18 protein-coding genes are annotated in these 19,179 nt (G+C 67.0%); all 18 read right to left on the reverse strand.

What is annotated here, in order from left to right:
* Position 1 precedes the first annotated feature (1 nt).
* On the reverse strand, positions 2-370 hold the full coding sequence (gene rplN / locus ACO229_RS18555; RefSeq protein ID WP_020016123.1) for a 50S ribosomal protein L14: 369 nt from the start codon (positions 368-370) through the stop codon (positions 2-4).
* A 133-nt stretch (positions 371-503) separates the two neighbouring features.
* Complete coding sequence (gene rpsQ / locus ACO229_RS18560; protein ID WP_253835551.1) at positions 504-791, reverse strand: 30S ribosomal protein S17; 288 nt, start codon at positions 789-791, stop codon at positions 504-506.
* A gap of 4 nt (positions 792-795) precedes the next feature.
* A complete protein-coding gene (gene rpmC, locus ACO229_RS18565) occupies positions 796-1,035 on the reverse strand; it encodes a 50S ribosomal protein L29 (RefSeq protein ID WP_116673593.1) in 240 nt (79 codons plus the stop codon).
* Entirely contained in the window at positions 1,035-1,451 is a 417-nt protein-coding gene (gene rplP, locus ACO229_RS18570; protein WP_119139900.1) for a 50S ribosomal protein L16, read from the reverse strand. Before rplP ends, rpmC begins: the two co-directional genes overlap by 1 nt.
* Before the next feature lie 2 nt (positions 1,452-1,453).
* The gene (gene rpsC, locus ACO229_RS18575) at positions 1,454-2,281 is read right to left on the reverse strand and encodes a 30S ribosomal protein S3 (protein ID WP_397417177.1); all 828 of its coding nucleotides are present in this window, start codon (positions 2,279-2,281) and stop codon (positions 1,454-1,456) included.
* Entirely contained in the window at positions 2,281-2,652 is a 372-nt protein-coding gene (gene rplV / locus ACO229_RS18580) for a 50S ribosomal protein L22 (protein WP_397417180.1), read from the reverse strand. The genes rpsC and rplV overlap by 1 nt, the downstream gene beginning before the upstream one ends.
* 68 nt (positions 2,653-2,720) lie before the next feature.
* On the reverse strand, positions 2,721-3,002 hold the full coding sequence (gene rpsS, locus ACO229_RS18585) for a 30S ribosomal protein S19 (RefSeq protein ID WP_397417183.1): 282 nt from the start codon (positions 3,000-3,002) through the stop codon (positions 2,721-2,723).
* A 14-nt stretch (positions 3,003-3,016) separates the two neighbouring features.
* A complete protein-coding gene (gene rplB, locus ACO229_RS18590) occupies positions 3,017-3,853 on the reverse strand; it encodes a 50S ribosomal protein L2 (RefSeq protein ID WP_253835545.1) in 837 nt (278 codons plus the stop codon).
* 31 nt (positions 3,854-3,884) lie between these two features.
* The gene (gene rplW, locus ACO229_RS18595; RefSeq protein ID WP_253835543.1) at positions 3,885-4,187 is read right to left on the reverse strand and encodes a 50S ribosomal protein L23; all 303 of its coding nucleotides are present in this window, start codon (positions 4,185-4,187) and stop codon (positions 3,885-3,887) included.
* A complete protein-coding gene (rplD, locus tag ACO229_RS18600; protein ID WP_397417186.1) occupies positions 4,184-4,885 on the reverse strand; it encodes a 50S ribosomal protein L4 in 702 nt (233 codons plus the stop codon). The genes rplW and rplD overlap by 4 nt, the downstream gene beginning before the upstream one ends.
* An 8-nt stretch (positions 4,886-4,893) precedes the next feature.
* Entirely contained in the window at positions 4,894-5,547 is a 654-nt protein-coding gene (gene rplC / locus ACO229_RS18605) for a 50S ribosomal protein L3 (protein ID WP_397417189.1), read from the reverse strand.
* A gap of 14 nt (positions 5,548-5,561) precedes the next feature.
* A complete protein-coding gene (gene rpsJ / locus ACO229_RS18610) occupies positions 5,562-5,870 on the reverse strand; it encodes a 30S ribosomal protein S10 (RefSeq protein ID WP_019146773.1) in 309 nt (102 codons plus the stop codon).
* 522 nt (positions 5,871-6,392) lie between these two features.
* Complete coding sequence (tuf, locus tag ACO229_RS18615; protein ID WP_397417191.1) at positions 6,393-7,589, reverse strand: elongation factor Tu; 1,197 nt, start codon at positions 7,587-7,589, stop codon at positions 6,393-6,395.
* 123 nt (positions 7,590-7,712) lie between these two features.
* The gene (gene fusA, locus ACO229_RS18620) at positions 7,713-9,815 is read right to left on the reverse strand and encodes an elongation factor G (RefSeq protein ID WP_397417193.1); all 2,103 of its coding nucleotides are present in this window, start codon (positions 9,813-9,815) and stop codon (positions 7,713-7,715) included.
* Positions 9,816-9,907: 92 nt separating this feature from the next.
* Positions 9,908-10,378, reverse strand: coding sequence for a 30S ribosomal protein S7 (gene rpsG / locus ACO229_RS18625; protein ID WP_119139920.1), 471 nt, complete (start codon positions 10,376-10,378; stop codon positions 9,908-9,910).
* Positions 10,378-10,752, reverse strand: a complete 375-nt coding sequence (gene rpsL / locus ACO229_RS18630; RefSeq protein WP_020016109.1) for a 30S ribosomal protein S12 — start codon at positions 10,750-10,752, stop codon at positions 10,378-10,380. Before rpsL ends, rpsG begins: the two co-directional genes overlap by 1 nt.
* 466 nt (positions 10,753-11,218) lie before the next feature.
* Complete coding sequence (locus ACO229_RS18635; protein ID WP_397417196.1) at positions 11,219-15,103, reverse strand: DNA-directed RNA polymerase subunit beta'; 3,885 nt, start codon at positions 15,101-15,103, stop codon at positions 11,219-11,221.
* Between the two features lie 96 nt (positions 15,104-15,199).
* Complete coding sequence (gene rpoB, locus ACO229_RS18640; RefSeq protein ID WP_423462424.1) at positions 15,200-18,712, reverse strand: DNA-directed RNA polymerase subunit beta; 3,513 nt, start codon at positions 18,710-18,712, stop codon at positions 15,200-15,202.
* Between the last annotated feature and the right edge of the window lie 467 nt (positions 18,713-19,179).

Below are 19,179 nucleotides of genomic sequence, written 5' to 3' on the forward strand. Positions count from 1 at the left end.
GTCAGAGCACCTCCGGGGCCAGCGAGATGATCTTCATGAACCGCTTGTCGCGCAGCTCACGGCCGACCGGGCCGAAGATACGGGTGCCGCGAGGCTCGCCGTCGTTCTTCAGGATGACGGCGGCGTTCTCGTCGAACTTGATGTAGGAACCGTCGGGACGGCGGCGCTCCTTGGCGGTCCGGACGACGACGGCCTTGATGACGTCGCCCTTCTTCACGTTGCCGCCCGGGATCGCGTCCTTGACGGTGGCGACGATGGTGTCGCCGATACCGGCGTAGCGACGGCCGGAGCCACCGAGAACGCGGATGCAGAGGATCTCCTTGGCACCCGTGTTGTCGGCGACCCGGAGTCGCGACTCCTGCTGGATCATGTGAGTGAACTCCTGTCGTCGAACTGGTTCTCGCTCGGACTGCTTCCGGCGAGCCTGGTCGAACGGATAGTTGCTGTGCCGGGGGCGCCACGCGTACGTGTGTCACGCACCGCCCCCGGCGGGAAGAGAAGTCTTACTTGGCCTTCTCGGCGATCTCCACCAGACGCCACCGCTTGGTAGCGGACAGCGGGCGGGTCTCCATGATGACGACCAGGTCGCCGATGCCGGCGGTGTTCTGCTCGTCGTGCGCCTTGACCTTGTTGGTGCGACGGATGACCTTGCCGTAGAGCGGGTGCTTCACCCGGTCCTCGACCTCGACCACGATGGTCTTGTCCATCTTGTCGCTGACCACGTAGCCACGGCGCACCTTACGCGTCGTGCGCTGGGCCTGCGCGGCCTCAGCAGTCGTGTTCTCGCTCATTGCCTCACTCACTCACGCTCGGAGCCGTACGGATACCGAGCTCGCGCTCGCGCAGGATCGTGTAGATCCGGGCGATGTCGCGACGCACGGCCTTGAGCCGGCCGTGGCTCTCGAGCTGGCCGGTCGCCGACTGGAAGCGGAGGTTGAACAGCTCCTCCTTGGCTTCCTTCAGCTTGGCGACGAGAGTCTCGTCGTCCATGCCATCCAGATCGATGGGGGCCAGCCCCTGCGTACCGATAGCCATCAGACACCACCCTCGCGCACCACGAAACGGCACTTCATCGGGAGCTTGTGCATCGCGCGGCGCATGGCCTCGCGAGCAAGGGACTCGTCAACACCGGCCAGCTCGAAGACGACGCGGCCGGGCTTGACGTTGGCGACCCACCACTCCGGCGAACCCTTACCGGAACCCATGCGGGTCTCGGCAGGCTTCTTGGTCAGCGGACGGTCCGGGTAGATGTTGATCCACACCTTGCCGCCACGCTTGATGTGACGAGTCATCGCGATACGCGCCGCCTCGATCTGGCGGTTGGTGACGTACGCCGGCTCCAGAGCCTGGATGCCGAAGTCGCCGAACGCGATCTGGGTGCCACCCTTGGCCGCGCCGGAGCGCGACGGGTGGTGCTGCTTGCGGTGCTTGACCCTGCGCGGGATCAGCATGGTCAGGCCTCCGTTCCGGTCTCTGCGGCCGGAGCGGCAGCGGCCTCCGCCGCGGGGGCGGACTCTGCGCTGCGCTCGGCCGGACGCTCGTTGCGACGGCCGCCACGACGCTCGCCGCCACGCTCACCGCGCTCGCCACGGCCACGACCCTGACGGGGAGCGGCGGTGGCCTGCTGGGCGGCGAACTCCTTCTCGGTGACCTCGCCCTTGTAGATCCACACCTTCACGCCGATACGGCCGAACGTGGTGCGGGCCTCGTAGAAGCCGAAGTCGATGTACGCACGGAGCGTGTGCAGGGGCACACGGCCCTCGCGGTAGAACTCCGAACGGCTCATCTCGGCGCCGCCGAGGCGACCCGAGACCTGCACGCGGATGCCCTTCGCGCCGGCGCGCTGCGCGGACTGCATGCCCTTGCGCATCGCACGACGGAAGGAGACACGGCTGGCGAGCTGCTCGGCGATGCCCTGAGCAACCAGCTGCGCGTCGATCTCGGCGTTCTTGACCTCGAGGATGTTGAGCTGGACCTGCTTGCCCGTGAGCTTCTCGAGCTCGCCGCGGATGCGGTCGGCCTCGGCACCCCGGCGGCCGATCACGATGCCCGGACGCGCCGTGTGGATGTCCACGCGGACGCGGTCGCGGGTGCGCTCGATCTCGACCTTGGAGATGCCGGCCCGCTCGAGGCCGGTGCCCATGAGCTTGCGGATCTGCACGTCCTCACGGACGTAGTCGCGGTACCGCTGACCAGGCTTGGTGCTGTCGGCGAACCAGCGCGACCGGTGGTCGGTGGTGATACCGAGGCGGTACCCGTGCGGGTGAACCTTCTGTCCCACTATCGGGCCCCTTCCTTGACGGTCTGCTTGTCGGCGATCACCACGGTGATGTGGCTCGTGCGCTTGAGGATGCGCGTGGCACGTCCCTGAGCCCGCGGGCGGAACCGCTTGAGCGTCGGCCCCTCGTCGACGAACGCGGCGGAGACGACCAGGTCGCCCTCGTCGAAGCGCTCGCTGGCGCGGTCGGCCTTCACCCGTGCGTTGGCGATCGCGCTCTCCACGACCTTGCGGATCGGCTCACTGGCGGCCTGCGGTGCGAACTTCAGCACCGCGACGGCCTCAGAGGCCTGCTTGCCACGGATGAGGTCCACGACGCGCCGGGCCTTCTGGGGCGTGACACGGACGAACCGCGCCTGCGCCTTGGCTTCCATTGCTGTCCTGCTTCCTTTTCTCAGACAGTCCGAGTCATCGCTGCTGTGTGCGGGGAGAACCCCACGCCTCAGCGGCGACGACCCTTCCTGTCGTCCTTCACGTGGCCGCGGAAGGTCCGCGTGGGAGCGAACTCGCCGAGCTTGTGGCCGACCATCGACTCGGTCACGAAGACCGGGACGTGCTTGCGACCGTCGTGCACGGCAAAGGTGTGACCGAGGAAGTCGGGCGTGACGACCGACCGACGGGACCAGGTCTTGATGACGTTCTTGGTCCCCTTCTCGTTCTGGACGTCCACCTTCTTCTGGAGGTGGTCGTCGACGAAGGGGCCCTTCTTCAGGCTACGAGGCATGTTTCAGGCTCCTATCAGCGCTTCTTGCCGGTACGACGGCGACGGACGATCATCCGGTCGCTCGACTTGTTCGGACGGCGGGTACGACCCTCCGGCTGGCCCCAGGGGCTCACCGGGTGACGACCACCGGACGTCTTGCCCTCACCACCACCGTGCGGGTGGTCGACCGGGTTCATGGCGACACCGCGCACGGTCGGGCGCTTGCCCTTCCAGCGCATGCGGCCGGCCTTGCCCCAGTTGATGTTCGACTGCTCGGCGTTGCCGACCTCGCCGACCGTCGCGCGGCAGCGCAGGTCGACGTTGCGGATCTCGCCGGACGGCATGCGCAGCTGCGCATAGGGGCCGTCCTTCGCGACGAGCTGCACGGACGCACCGGCCGAGCGGGCGATCTTCGCACCGCCACCGGGCCGGAGCTCGATGGCGTGGATGACCGTACCGGTCGGGATGTTGCGCAGCGGCAGGTTGTTGCCGGGCTTGATGTCGGCACCCGCACCGGCCTCGATGCGGTCGCCCTGCGACAGCTTGTTCGGCGCGATGATGTAGCGCTTCTCGCCGTCCGCGTAGTGCAGGAGCGCGATGCGCGCCGTGCGGTTGGGGTCGTACTCGATGTGAGCGACCTTCGCGGGCACGCCGTCCTTGTCGTGACGACGGAAGTCGATGACGCGGTAGGCACGCTTGTGCCCGCCGCCCTTGTGACGCGTCGTGATGCGACCGGTGTTGTTGCGGCCACCGGTCTTGCTCAGCGGGCGGACCAGCGACTTCTCCGGCTGCGAGCGCGTGACCTCGACGAAGTCGGCGACGCTGGAGCCACGACGGCCGGGCGTCGTCGGCTTGTACTTACGGATTCCCATGGAAACCTGTCCTCAATCGTCTCTAGTCAGCTCAGCCGACCGGACCGCCGAAGATGTCGATCGTGCCCTCGCGGAGGGTGACGATCGCACGCTTCGTGTCCTTGCGCTTGCCGAGGCCGAAACGCGTGCGACGCGTCTTGCCCTTGCGGTTGATCGTGTTCACCGAGGCGACCTTCACGCTGAAGACCTTCTCGATCGCGATCTTGATCTCGGTCTTGTTCGCGCTCGGGTCCACGATGAAGGTGTACTTGCCCTCGTCGAGAAGGTTGTAGCTCTTCTCGGAGACGACCGGCGCGATCAGGATGTCGCGCGGGTCCTTCACGGTGACGCTCACTTTGCGGTCTCCTCAGCGGTCTCGGCCTCGGACTCCGTGGCGACAGCCTTCGCGCCCTTGGCCGGGCCCTCGAGGAACGCGGCGAGCGCGCCCTCGGTGAAGATGACGTCGTCGGAGACGAGCACGTCGTAGGTGTTCAGCTGGTCGGCGACCAGGAGGTGCACCTCGGGGACGTTGCGCAGCGACTTGATCGTGATCTCGTCGTCCCGCTGGGTCACGACGAGCACGTGCTCGCGCGTGGTCAGCTTGGCGATGGTGCCGAGCGCCGTCTTGGTCGACGGTGCACCGTCCAGGCCGAAGCCGGTGACGACGTGCACGCGACCGGCACGGGCGCGGTCCGAGAGAGCGCCACGCAGGGCGGCGGCCTTCATCTTCTTCGGGGTGCGCTGGTCGTACTTGCGCGGCTGCGGGCCGTGGACGGTGCCACCGCCGGCGAACTGCGGGGCGCGGGTCGAACCCTGACGGGCGCGGCCGGTGCCCTTCTGCTTGTACGGCTTCTTGCCACCACCGCGGACCTCGCCGCGGGTCTTGGTGGCGTGCGTCCCCTGGCGGGCGGCGGCGCGCTGCGCGACGACCACCTGGTGGATCAGCGGGACGTTCACGGCGACGTCGAACACCTCAGCGGGGAGCTCGGCCGTGCCGGACTTCTTGCCCTGGGCGTCGACGACGTCCACGGACAGAGCGGTCTGCGTAGTCATGGCTGCGGTCACGCTCCCTTCGCGGCGTTACGCACGAGGACGACGCCACCCTTGGGGCCGGGAACCGCGCCCTTGACGAGCAGCAGACCCTTCTCGGCGTCGACCGCGTGAACGGTCAGGTTCTGGGTGGTCTGACGGGCGTTACCCATCCGACCAGCCATCCGCAGGCCCTTGAAGACTCGCGACGGCGTCGAGGCGCCACCGATCGAACCCGGCTTGCGGTGGTTGCGGTGCGCACCGTGCGAGGCGCTCACGCCGGCGAAGCCGTGACGCTTCATGACACCGGCGGTGCCCTTGCCCTTGGTGGTGCCGACCACGTCGACCACGGCACCGGCCTCGAACACCTCGGCGGTGATCTCCTGGCCGAGCGTGAACTCGGACGCGTTCTCGGTGCGGATCTCGGCGACGTGACGACGCGGCGTCACACCGGCCTTCTCGAAGTGGCCCTTGAGGGGCTTGGTGACCTTGCGCGGGTCCACCTGGCCGGCCGCGAGCTGCACAGCCGCGTAGCCGTCGGTGTCCACCGTGCGGATCTGGGTCACCACGTTCGTGCCCACGGAGACCACGGTCACCGGCACGAGGCGACCCGCCTCGTCCCAGAGCTGGGTCATACCGAGCTTGGTCCCGAGCAACGCGGTCACGTTCTTCTGCTGGTTGGTCATGATGTCCTCCAGCCTCAGAGCTTGATCTCGATGTTCACGTCCGCCGGCAGGTCGAGTCGCATGAGCGAGTCGACGGCCTTGGGCGTGGGATCGATGATGTCGATGAGCCGCTTGTGCGTACGCATCTCGAAGTGCTCGCGGCTGTCCTTGTACTTGTGAGGCGACCGGATCACGACGAAGACGTTCTTCTCCGTCGGCAGCGGCACCGGACCCACGACCGTCGCACCAGCGCGAGTCACCGTGTCGACGATCTTGCGCGCCGAGCTGTCGATGACCTCGTGGTCGTAGGACTTGAGCCGGATGCGGATCTTCTGTCCCGCCATGGCGTCGTCTGACTCTCTCTCTCGAACCGCTACTGACCGACCCACGCACTCGGGCGTGTCGCTTGGAGCGGCACAGCCGGGCGCAGAGCACCATTCCTGGTGCCGGGGCCGTTGGGAAGTGATCTGCCCTGGTACGAGACCGGGACCGACCACGACGTTTGCCGAGCCTGCTCGGAACAGTGCCTCCGGAGATCCGGAGAACGTGTGCTCCGCGGGGCGCCCTGTACAGATCGAAACAGGCGACAACCCGCGACCCCTTACCCGGACTTCTCCCCGGGTGGGTGACCGCTCCAGCCTCTGTCGGTCCGGACTGACCGGACCGAGGACTGCGGTTCTGCACACTGTTCGACACTTGAAAGAGCGCGCCTGTTACAGGCAACTATGCAATCTTGCCACACGTCCTGGCATCGGCCAAACGGAGCGCGTGTGACGCCCGCTACGTGCGCGAAGGGGCCCGGACGCCGAAGCGCCCGGGCCCCCTCGTGTCAGCTGACCTCCGTCAGATGAACCTGTGCTCCAAGATCACTTGAGGATCTTGGTGACACGGCCGGAACCGACCGTGCGGCCACCCTCGCGGATGGCGAAGCCCAGGCCCTCCTCCATGGCGATCGGCTGGATCAGCTCGACCGTCATCTCGGTGTTGTCGCCGGGCATGACCATCTCGGTGCCCTCGGGCAGCGTGATGACGCCGGTGACGTCCGTGGTGCGGAAGTAGAACTGCGGGCGGTAGTTCGAGTAGAACGGGTTGTGACGGCCACCCTCGTCCTTGCCCAGGATGTAGACCTGAGCCTCGAAGTTCGTGTGCGGGGTGATCGAACCCGGCTTCACGACGACCTGGCCGCGCTCGACGTCCTCGCGCTTGATGCCGCGCAGGAGCAGACCGGTGTTGTCGCCGGCCTGAGCCTGGTCCATCTGCTTGTGGAACGTCTCGATACCGGTGACCGTGGTCTTCTGCGGCTCGCGGATACCGACGATCTCGACGTCGGAGTTGATGTCCAGCGTGCCACGCTCGACCTTACCGGTGACGACGGTGCCACGACCGGTGATCGTGAAGACGTCCTCGATCGGCATGAGGAACGGCTTGTCCAGGTCACGCTGCGGCTCCGGGACGTTCTCGTCCACGGCCTCCATCAGCTCGAGGACCTTCTCGACCCACTCGGGGTCACCCTCGAGGGCCTTGAGGCCCGAGACGCGGACGACGGGAGCGTTGTCGCCGTCGAACTCCTGCGACGACAGCAGCTCGCGGACCTCCATCTCGACGAGCTCGAGGATCTCCTCGTCGTCGACCATGTCGGCCTTGTTGAGCGCCACGAGCAGATAGGGCACGCCGACCTGGCGGGCGAGCAGCACGTGCTCACGCGTCTGGGCCATCGGACCGTCGGTGGCGGCGACCACCAGGATCGCGCCGTCCATCTGGGCGGCACCGGTGATCATGTTCTTGATGTAGTCGGCGTGACCCGGGGCGTCAACGTGCGCGTAGTGACGCTTGGGCGTCTCGTACTCGATGTGCGCAATGTTGATCGTGATACCGCGCTGCTTCTCCTCCGGCGCGGCGTCGATCTCGTCGAAGTTGCGCTGGACGTTCGCCGGCAGGTCCGGGTACTTGTCCGCGAGGGTCTTCGAGATCGCCGCGGTCAGCGTCGTCTTGCCGTGGTCGACGTGACCGATCGTGCCGATGTTGACGTGCGGCTTGGTCCGCTCGAACTTGGCCTTAGCCACTGGGGTCCTCCTGGGACTTGGGTAGATGTTCCGAACGTTGCAGATGCTCGGCCAAGAAGCCTACAACTGCGGGGCGTTGCGGTTTTTCCTACAGGTTGGTTGTGCGGGTCGACCTGTGGGGACTCACTCGCCCCGGGTCTTCTTGATGATCTCTTCGGCAACCGCCTTGGGAACCTCGGCATAGCTGTCGAACTGCATCGAGTACACCGCGCGACCCTGGGTCTTCGACCGCAGGTCACCGATGTAGCCGAACATCTCGCTCAGCGGCACCTGGGCGCGAACGACCTTGACACCGGTCGCGTCCTCCATGGACTGGATCATGCCACGTCGGGAGTTGATGTCGCCGATCACGTCGCCCATGTACTCCTCGGGCGTACGCACCTCGACGGCCATGACCGGCTCGAGCAGGACCGGGTCGGCGCGCTTGACGCCTTCCTTGAAGACCATCGAACCGGCGATCTTGAACGCCATCTCCGAGGAGTCGACGTCGTGGTAGGCACCGTCGATCAGCGTCGCCTTCACGCCGACCACGGGGAAGCCGGCCAGCACACCCTGCTGCATGGCCGCCTGGATACCGGCGTCCACGGACGGGATGTACTCGCGCGGGATACGACCACCGGTGACGGCGTTCTCGAACTCGTAGAGCTCGCCCTCCGTCGTCTCCAGCGGCGCGAAGGTCACCTGGACCTTGGCGAACTGGCCGGAACCACCGGTCTGCTTCTTGTGCGTGTAGTCGATCTTCTCCGCCACCCGGCGGATCGTCTCGCGGTACGCGACCTGCGGCTTGCCGACGTTCGCCTCGACCTTGAACTCGCGACGCATGCGGTCGACGAGGATGTCGAGGTGGAGCTCGCCCATACCGCCGATGACGGTCTGGCCGGTCTCCTCGTCCAGCTTCACGCGGAAGGTCGGGTCCTCCTCGGCGAGCTTCTGGATGGCGGTCGACAGCTTCTCCTGGTCGGCCTTCGTCTTCGGCTCGATGGCCACGTCGATGACCGGCTCCGGGAAGGTCATCGACTCCAGGATCACCGGGTTCGCCGGGTCGCTCAGGGTGTCACCGGTGGTGACGTCCTTGAGCCCGATGAACGCGTAGATGTGGCCCGCCTGCGCCTCCTCGACCGGGTTCTCCTTGTTGGAGTGCATCTGGAAGAGCTTCCCGATGCGCTCCTTCTTGCCCTTGGTCGAGTTCTGGACCTGGGCGCCCTGGGCGACCTTGCCGGAGTAGACGCGGACGTAGGTGAGCTTGCCGAAGAACGGGTGCGACGCGACCTTGAACGCCAGCGCCGAGAACGGCTCCGTGGCGTCCGCGTGCCGCACGACGACCTTCTCCTCGTCCTTGACGTCGTGGCCCTCGATGGAGGGGACGTCGAGCGGCGAGGGCAGGTAGTCGATCACGGCGTCGAGCATGGGCTGCACGCCCTTGTTCTTGAACGCCGAGCCGCACAGGACCGGGAAGGCCTCCGAGTTGATGACGAGCTTGCGGATGCCGCCCTTGATCTCGGCGACCGTCAGCTCCTCACCGCCGAGGTACTTCTCCAGGAGCTCCTCGTCGGTCTCGGCGACGGCCTCGACCAGCTGGGCGCGGTACTCCTCCGCCTTCTCCTGGAGGTCGGCCGGGATCTCCTCGACCTCGTACTCCTCGCCCATCTTGGTGTCGCCGCGCCACGTGAGCGCCTTCATCTCGACCAGGTCGACGACGCCCTCGAAGTCGTTCTCAGCACCGATCGGGAGCTGGATGACGAGCGGCTTCGCCTTGAGGCGGTTGATGATGGTGTCCACGGTGAAGTAGAAGTCCGCACCGAGCTTGTCCATCTTGTTGACGAAGCAGATGCGCGGGACGTCGTACTTGTCCGCCTGGCGCCACACGGTCTCCGACTGGGGCTCGACACCCTCCTTGCCGTCGAACACGGCAACGGCACCGTCGAGCACGCGGAGCGAACGCTCCACCTCGACCGTGAAGTCGACGTGACCCGGCGTGTCGATGATGTTGATCTGGTTGTTCTTCCAGTAGCAGGTCGTCGCGGCGGACGTGATCGTGATGCCGCGCTCCTGCTCCTGCTCCATCCAGTCCATCGTCGACGCGCCGTCGTGCGTCTCACCGATCTTGTAGTTCACACCCGTGTAGAACAGGATGCGCTCGGTCGTCGTGGTCTTGCCGGCATCGATGTGGGCCATGATGCCGATGTTGCGGACCTTGTTCAGGTCGGTCAGCACGTCGAGTGCCACGGTGTCTTACCCCTTGGTCTAAAGGTGGGTGGGGAGCCGGCGGCTGCATCCACCGACGGCCCCGGGGGTCACCCGGGGCCGTTCGGAAGCTACTACCAGCGGTAGTGCGCGAAGGCCTTGTTGGAGTCGGCCATCTTGTGCATGTCCTCGCGGCGCTTGACCGCGGCACCGAGACCGTTCGACGCGTCGAGGATCTCGTTCATCAGGCGCTCGGTCATCGTCTTCTCGCGACGGGCGCGGGAGAAGTCGGTGAGCCAGCGCAGCGCGAGCGTCGTGGCGCGAGCCGGGCGCACGTCGACCGGCACCTGGTACGTGGCACCTCCGACGCGGCGCGAACGCACCTCGAGCGCGGGACGGACGTTGTCGAGCGCGCGCTTGAGCACGACGACCGGGTCACCGTCGGTCTTGGCACGGACGCCCTCGAGCGCACCGTAGACGATCGCCTCGGCGGTCGACTTCTTGCCGTCGAGCAGGACCTTGTTGATCAGCTGCGTGACGACCGGGGACCCGTACACCGGGTCGACGATGAGCGGCCGCTTCGGGGCCGGACCCTTGCGGGGCATCAGCTCTTCTCCTTCTTGGCGCCGTAACGGGACCGAGCCTGCTTGCGGCCCTTCACGCCCTGCGTGTCGAGCGCGCCGCGGACGATCTTGTAGCGGACACCGGGGAGGTCCTTCACACGGCCACCACGCACGAGCACGATGGAGTGCTCCTGGAGGTTGTGGCCGACACCGGGGATGTACGCGGTGACCTCGACCTGCGAGGAGAGCTTCACACGGGCGACCTTGCGGAGGGCCGAGTTCGGCTTCTTGGGGGTGGTGGTGTACACACGGGTGCACACGCCGCGCCGCTGCGGGGAACCCTTGAGGGCCGGGGTCTTCGACTTCCCGGCCTTCGAGGTCCGCCCCTTGCGGACGAGCTGCTGGATCGTAGGCACTACGTCTCCGTCGTCTTCTTGAGCTTCGGCGACGCCCTGCCGGCGTCCCCGTCGATGGTTCTGGCTTGTGCGTGCCGATCGCATGCGGCACCCACAGCCCCCACGGGGACTGCTACGCCACTTACCACCGGCTCGATGGCCCGGCTCCGCCGTCGGGGCACGACGTGCCCCGGGAGGTTCTCGCCGGGGTGCCCACGCACTCACATCGGCCGCTTCCGAAGCCGCCTTGCGGCGGCCTTCAGGAGGTGCGGCCCGACGGCGCAGGCACGGACTCCTAGGTTACCCGCGTGTTTACGGGGGGTCAAAACGAATCGGGTGTGAGGTGCGCCCGAGAAACCGCGGGAACAAGCGAGCGAACCTGCCAGATGCCCCCGCCGTCCCAGACGTGCAGGTCACGGGAGTGGCCTGCACGTCTGACACGTCAGCGCGCTTCTGACAGGTTCGCTACTTCGCGGTCAGGACCGGATCAGCGGAAGTCGCCGAGGTCCAGGTCCTCCAGCGGGATCGCCTCGCCCGAGCCCATGCCGAGCGTCGGGAAGTCGATCTCGTCGTAGCCGAAGCTCGGGTAGAGCTCGGCCTTGGCCTGCTCGGTGGGCTCGACCTCGACGTTGCGGTAACGGGGCAGACCCGTACCAGCCGGGATGAGCTTACCGATGATGACGTTCTCCTTGAGGCCCAGCAGCGGGTCGCGACGACCGCTCATCGACGCCTCGGTGAGCACCCGGGTGGTCTCCTGGAAGGAGGCCGCCGAGAGCCACGAGTCGGTCGCGAGCGACGCCTTCGTGATACCCATCAGCTCGGGACGGCCGGCGGCCGGCTGGCCACCTTCCGACACGGCCTTGCGGTTCGCGTCCTCGAAGCGCATGCGCTCCGCGAGCTCACCCGGCAGCAGCTGCGAGTCACCCGAGTCGAGCACGGTCACGCGACGCAGCATCTGCCGCACGATGACCTCGATGTGCTTGTCGTGGATGTCCACACCCTGGCTGCGGTAGGTCTCCTGGACCTGGTCCACCAGGTGCGTCTGCGTGGCGCGGGGGCCGAGGATGCGCAGCACCTTCTTCGGGTCGACGGCACCCTGGACGAGCTGGGTACCGACCGTCACGTGGTCGCCGTCCGCGATCTTCAGGCGGGCACGCTTGGTGACCGGGTACTTGATCTCCTCGCCACCGTCGTCCGGCGTCAGCACGAGGTGACGCGTCCGCTCGGTGTCCTCGATCGTCACGCGACCCGTGTACTCCGCGATGGGCGCCTCACCCTTGGGGGTGCGGGCCTCGAAGAGCTCGGTGACACGCGGCAGACCCTGCGTGATGTCCTCGGCCGCGGCCACACCACCGGTGTGGAAGGTACGCATCGTCAGCTGCGTACCCGGCTCACCGATCGACTGCGCCGCGATGATGCCGACGGCCTCGCCGATGTCCACGAGCAGACCCGTGGCCAGGGAGCGGCCGTAGCACTTGGCGCAGGTACCGACGCGGGACTCGCACGTCAGGACCGAACGGACCTTGACGTTCTCGATGCCCGCGGCGATGACCTTGTCGATGATGACGTCGCCCGCGTCCGAACCGGCGGCCGCGATGACGTTGCCGTCGGCGTCCACCACGTCGGTCGCGAAGGTGCGCGAATAGATGCTGGTCTCGACGCGGTCGTGCGGGACGAGCGAGCCGTCCGGCAGCTTCTCCGCGACGGGCAGCGTGAGGCCACGCTCCGTGCCGCAGTCCTCCTCGCGGATGATGACGTCCTGCGAGACGTCCACCAGACGACGGGTCAGGTAACCCGAGTCCGCCGTACGGAGAGCCGTGTCGGCCAGACCCTTACGGGCACCGTGCGTCGCGATGAAGTACTCGAGGACGGACAGACCCTCGCGGTAGTTGGACTTGATCGGACGAGGGATGATCTCGCCCTTCGGGTTCGCCACGAGACCGCGCATACCGGCGATCTGACGGACCTGCATCCAGTTACCACGGGCACCCGAGCCCACCATGCGCATGACGGTGTTGCGCTGGTCGCTCTCGAGGTTCTCCCGCATCGCCGAGGCGACGCGGTCGGTGGCCTGCGTCCAGATCTCGATGAGCTCCTGACGGCGCTCGTCGTCGGTGATCAGACCCTTGTCGAACTGCTGCTGGACCTTGAGGGCCCGGGCCTCGTGCTCGTCGAGGATCTCGCCCTTGACGGTCGGCGCCGCGACGTCCGAGATGGCGATCGTGACACCGGAGCGCGTGGCCCAGCGGTAGCCGGCGTCCTTCAGCGCGTCCAGCGCCGCGGCCACCTCCACCTTCGGGTAGCGCTCGGCGAGGTCGTTGACGATCGTCGACAGGCGCTTCTTGTCGGCCACACCGTTCTCGTACGGGTAGTCGACGGGCAGCGCCTCGTTGAACAGGTACCGGCCGAGGGTGGTGTCGAACAGGAGCTGCTGCCCCTGCTCCCAGCCCTCGGGCGCCTCGAAGTCCTTCAGCGGCGGCACGAGGTCCGACATCCGAAGCTTGATCTTGGCGTTGATGTCCAGCTCGCCCCGGTCGAAGGCCATGATCGCCTCGGCCACGGAACCGAACGCACGGCCCTCGCCCACGGCGCCCGGACGGTCGCTCGTGAGGTGGTGCAGACCGATGATCATGTCCTGCGAGGGCATGGTCACCGGACGGCCGTCCGACGGCTTGAGGATGTTGTTGCTCGAGAGCATGAGGATGCGGGCCTCGGCCTGCGCCTCGGCGCTCAGGGGCAGGTGCACGGCCATCTGGTCACCGTCGAAGTCGGCGTTGAACGCGCCGCAGACGAGCGGGTGCAGGTGGATGGCCTTGCCCTCGACGAGCTGCGGCTCGAACGCCTGGATGCCCAGGCGGTGCAGCGTCGGCGCACGGTTCAGGAGCACGGGGTGCTCCGTGATGACCTCTTCGAGCACGTCCCAGACCACGGGGCGGGTGCGCTCGACCATGCGCTTGGCGCTCTTGATGTTCTGCGCGTGGTTCAGCTCCACGAGCCGCTTCATGACGAACGGCTTGAACAGCTCGAGCGCCATCTGCTTGGGCAGACCGCACTGGTGCAGCTTGAGCTGCGGGCCGACGACGATGACCGAACGGCCCGAGTAGTCGACGCGCTTGCCGAGCAGGTTCTGGCGGAACCGGCCCTGCTTGCCCTTGAGCATGTCGGAGATCGACTTCAGCGGACGGTTGCCGGGGCCCGTCACCGGGCGACCACGACGGCCGTTGTCGAACAGCGAGTCCACGGCCTCCTGGAGCATCCGCTTCTCGTTGTTGACGATGATCTCCGGCGCGCCCAGGTCCAGGAGCCGCTTGAGGCGGTTGTTCCGGTTGATGACGCGGCGGTACAGGTCGTTCAGGTCCGACGTCGCGAACCGGCCACCGTCGAGCTGCACCATCGGGCGCAGGTCCGGCGGGATGACCGGGACGGCGTCGAGCACCATCGCGGTCGGCGAGTTCGTCGTCGTCAGGAACGCGTTGACGACCTTGAGGCGCTTGAGGGCGCGGGTCTTGCGCTGGCCCTTGCCGGAGCGGATGGTCTCCCGCAGCGACTCGGCCTCGGCCTCCAGGTCGAAGTTCTGCAGGCGCTGCTGGATCGCGTTCGCGCCCATCGCACCCTCGAAGTAGGTGCCGTAGCGGTCCTGGAGCTGGCGGTACAGCATCTCGTCGCCCTCGAGGTCGGCGACCTTGAGGTTCTTGAACCGGTCCCAGACCTGCTCGAGGCGGTCCAGCTCCTGGTCCGCGCGCTTGCGGATCTGAGCCATCTCGCGCTCGGCGGAGTCGCGGACCTTGCGGCGCGCGTCGGCCTTGGCACCCTCGGCCTCGAGCTCGGCCAGGTCGGCCTCGAGCTTCTGGGCGCGGGTGTTGATGTCGTTGTCCCGGCGGTCGGAGATCTCCTTCTTCTCGAGGTCGATCTCGTTCTGCAGGTTGGGCAGGTCCTCCTGGCGCGCCTCCTCGTCGACCGAGGTGATCATGTACGCCGCGAAGTAGATGACCTTCTCCAGGTCCTTCGGGGCGAGGTCCAGCAGGTAGCCCAGGCGGGACGGCACACCCTTGAAGAACCAGATGTGCGTGACGGGGGCGGCGAGCTCGATGTGGCCCATGCGCTCACGGCGGACCTTGGAACGCGTGACCTCGACACCGCAGCGCTCGCAGATGATGCCCTTGAAGCGCACGCGCTTGTACTTGCCGCAGTAGCACTCCCAGTCGCGGGTGGGGCCGAAGATCTTCTCGCAGAAGAGCCCGTCCTTCTCCGGCTTGAGGGTGCGGTAGTTGATGGTCTCGGGCTTCTTCACCTCACCGTGCGACCAGGCACGGATGTCCTCGGCCGTGGCGAGGCCGATACGCAGCTCGTCGAAGACGTTGACGTCGAGCAAGATGTCCTACTTCCTGAAGTTCTCGAAAATCCTTGGTGTCCAGGACCGCGCCTGGTGTCCAGGTCGGCGCCCGGGGTGCCCGGGCGCCGACCGGTGTCAGATCTCGTCGACGCTGGAGGCGGCGTTCGGCCGCCGCGAGAGGTCGATGCCGAGCTCCTCAGCAGCGCGGTACACCTCGTCGTCGGACTCCTTCATCTCGATGGAGACACCGTCGCTCGAGAGCACCTCGACGTTCAGGCACAGCGACTGCATCTCCTTGAGAAGCACCTTGAAGGACTCCGGGATACCCGAGTCGGGGATGTTCTCGCCCTTGACGATCGCCTCGTAGACCTTCACGCGGCCCGGGACGTCGTCGGACTTGATGGTGAGCAGCTCCTGGAGCGTGTACGCGGCGCCGTACGCCTCGAGCGCCCAGACCTCCATCTCACCGAAACGCTGACCACCGAACTGCGCCTTACCACCCAGCGGCTGCTGCGTGATCATCGAGTACGGGCCGGTCGAGCGCGCGTGGATCTTGTCGTCGACCAGGTGGTGCAGCTTCAGGATGTACATGTAACCGGTGGAGACGGGCTCCGGGAACGGCTCGCCGGAGCGGCCGTCGAACAGCCGCGCCTTGCCGTCCTGGTTGACCATGCGCTGACCGTCACGGTTCGGCAGGGTCGCCCCGAAGAGACCGCGGAGCGCGACCTCCTCGAGACCGTCGAACACCGGCGTGGCGACCGGGCGACCCGGCTCGCTCTTGTGGGCGATCTCGGGCAGGCTCTCCAGCCACTCGCCGCCCTTGTCCTCGGCCAGCGAGACGTCCCAGCCCTGCTTGGCGATCCACCCGAGGTGGGTCTCCAGCACCTGGCCCACGTTCATGCGGCCCGGCACACCCAGCGGGTTGAGGATGACGTCGACCGGCGTGCCGTCCTCGAGGAACGGCATGTCCTCCTGCGGCAGGATCTTCGAGATGACGCCCTTGTTGCCGTGACGGCCGGCCAGCTTGTCGCCGACGGTGATCTTGCGGCGCTGCGCGATGTACACGCGCACCAGCTGGTTCACGCCGGCGGGCAGCTCGTCGCCGTCCTCACGGTTGAACTCGCGCACGGCGATGACCGTGCCCTGCTCGCCGTGGGGCACCTTGAGCGAGGTGTCGCGCACCTCGCGCGCCTTCTCACCGAAGATGGCGCGCAGCAGGCGCTCCTCCGGAGTCAGCTCGGTCTCACCCTTGGGGGTGACCTTGCCGACCAGGATGTCGCCCGCGCCGACCTCGGCACCGATGCGGATCACACCGCGCTCGTCGAGGTCCGCGAGGACCTCCTCGGAGACGTTCGGGATGTCCCGCGTGATCTCCTCGGGGCCGAGCTTGGTGTCACGCGCGTCGACCTCGTGCTCCTCGATGTGGATCGAGGAGAGGACGTCGTCCTCCACGAGGCGCTGCGACAGGATGATCGCGTCCTCGTAGTTGTGGCCCTCCCACGACATGAACGCGACCAGCAGGTTGCGGCCGAGCGCGAGCTCGCCCTCGTCCGTCGCCGGGCCGTCGGCGAGCACGGAGCCGATCTCGACCCGCGCGCCCTCCTCGACCAGCACGCGCTGGTTGTAGCTCGTGCCCTGGTTGGAGCGCACGAACTTGTGCACGCGGTACGAGCCCGTCGTGCCGTCGTCGTTCGCCACGAGGACCAGGTCGGCCGAGACCTCGGTGACCACACCGGGCTTGGTCGCCACGATGACGTCGCCGGCGTCGACCGCCGCACGGCGCTCCATGCCGGTACCGACCACGGGGGCCTCGGACCGCACCAGCGGCACGGCCTGGCGCTGCATGTTCGCACCCATGAGGGCGCGGTTGGCGTCGTCGTGCTCGAGGAACGGGATCAGGGCCGTCGCGACCGACACCATCTGGCGCGGCGAGATGTCCATGTAGTCGACCTCGGCACCCGGGATGTCGTTGGTCTCACCACCCTTGGTGCGCACCAGCACGCGGTCGAGGAGGAACGTGCCGTCCTCGGCCAGCGGCGTGTTCGCCTGCGCGATGATGTAACGGTCCTCGTCGTCCGCCGTGAGGTAGTCGATCTGGTCCGTGACCTTGCCGTCGACGACCTTGCGGTACGGCGTCTCGATGAAGCCGAACGGGTTGATGCGACCGAACGACGCCAGCGAGCCGATCAGACCGATGTTCGGACCCTCAGGGGTCTCGATCGGGCACATGCGGCCGTAGTGCGACGGGTGGACGTCACGGACCTCCATGCCGGCGCGGTCACGGGACAGACCACCCGGGCCCAGCGCGTTCAGACGCCGCTTGTGCGTCAGACCGGCCAGCGGGTTGTTCTGGTCCATGAACTGCGACAGCTGCGAGGTACCGAAGAACTCGCGGATCGACGCCACCACGGGGCGGATGTTGATCAGCGTCTGCGGCGTGATGGCCTCGACGTCCTGCGTGGTCATGCGCTCACGGACCACGCGCTCCATGCGGGACAGGCCCGTGCGCACCTGGTTCTGGATGAGCTCGCCCACGGCGCGGATGCGGCGGTTGCCGAAGTGGTCGATGTCGTCGACCTCGACCCGCACCTCGACCGGCTGGCCGTTGCGGACGCCGTCCAGGGTGGTCTTGTCCGCGTGCAGCGCGGCCAGGTACTTGATCGTGGCGACCACGTCGGTCAGCGACAGCGTGGACTCGGCCAGCTCCGCGTCGACACCCAGCTTCTTGTTCGCCTTGTAGCGGCCGACCTTGGCGAGGTCGTAGCGCTTCGGGTTGAAGTAGAAGTTCTCCAGCAGCGCGCGGCCGGCCTCGACGGTCGGCGGCTCGCCCGGGCGGATCTTGCGGTACAGGTCGACCAGGGCCTCGTCCTCGGTGTGGACGTGGTCCTTCTCCAGCGTGTCGAGCACCGACGGGAACTCGGCGAACTCCTCGCGGATCTGCGCCTCGGTCATGCCGAGCGCCTTGAGCAGCACGGTGACGGACTGCTTGCGCTTACGGTCGACACGCACGCCGACGGCGTCGCGCTTGTCGATCTCGAACTCCAGCCAGGCGCCACGCGACGGGATGATCTTCGCGGAGAAGACGTCCTTGTCGCTGGTCTTGTCCGGGGTGCGCTCGAAGTACACGCCCGGGGAACGCACCAGCTGCGAGACGACGACGCGCTCGGTGCCGTTGATGATGAAGGTGCCGCGGGCGGTCATGAGCGGGAAGTCGCCCATGAAGACCGTCTGGCTCTTGATCTCACCGGTGGTGTAGTTGACGAACTCCGCGGTGACGAACAGCGGGGCCGCGTAGGTGAAGTCCTTCTCCTTGCACTCGTCCGCCGTGTACTTCGGCGGCTCGAAGCGGTGGTTCGAGAAGGAGAGGGACATCGAGGAGCCGAAGTCCTCGATCGGGGAGATCTCCTCGAAGATCTCTTCCAGACCCGAGGTTTCCGGGACATCATTACGGCCAGCCGCCTTGGCAGTTTCTACCCTCGCCTGCCAGGCTGGGTTACCGAGGAGCCAGTCGAAGCTCTCGGTCTGGAGGCCAAGCAGGTCCGGGACCTCGAGTGGCTCATAGATCTTTGCAAAGGAAACGCGACGGGAAGCGGTACGGTTCGCAATGGCTTCGGCGGACGGAGCTGAAGGGGTGCGCGAGGCAGCCAAGAGGGGTCCTTCCCTGCAGTTCGGGTGAACGCTGTACGCTCTGCGGTGCTGCAGGAAGCTCTGCCGGTCTTCACCGGTCACCGGAGGCCGTCCCACAGACGGGGACGGGACCAGGACTTTCGGGAAGCAGGGGGAGGCGTCGAGGGCACACGCGGGCGCAAAGCGCTAGCATACCTATCTCCCGTAAGTATGTCCAGTACCCCCAGCGCGCGCACGTCGAGACTGTGGTAAACCTCGAATCGTTGCGTATCCGCACTGCCGCGACGCTGCGGCCAGATCATGCCCTTCCCGGGGGTCAACGGGTGAACCGCGGGTGACATTCCCGCCGGCGACCTCCTCGAACGGTTCCCCGTGTACCCGAGACACGAGAGAGGCCCGCACCCTCACGGGTACGGGCCTCTGCTGCGTCCGGTGGACGCCGCCCGGGACGAAACCCCGGCGGCGTCACGCCGTCACGAGGGCGTGAG

This window comes from Promicromonospora sp. MS192 (assembly GCF_049532985.1).
GTDB lineage: Bacteria > Actinomycetota > Actinomycetes > Actinomycetales > Cellulomonadaceae > Promicromonospora.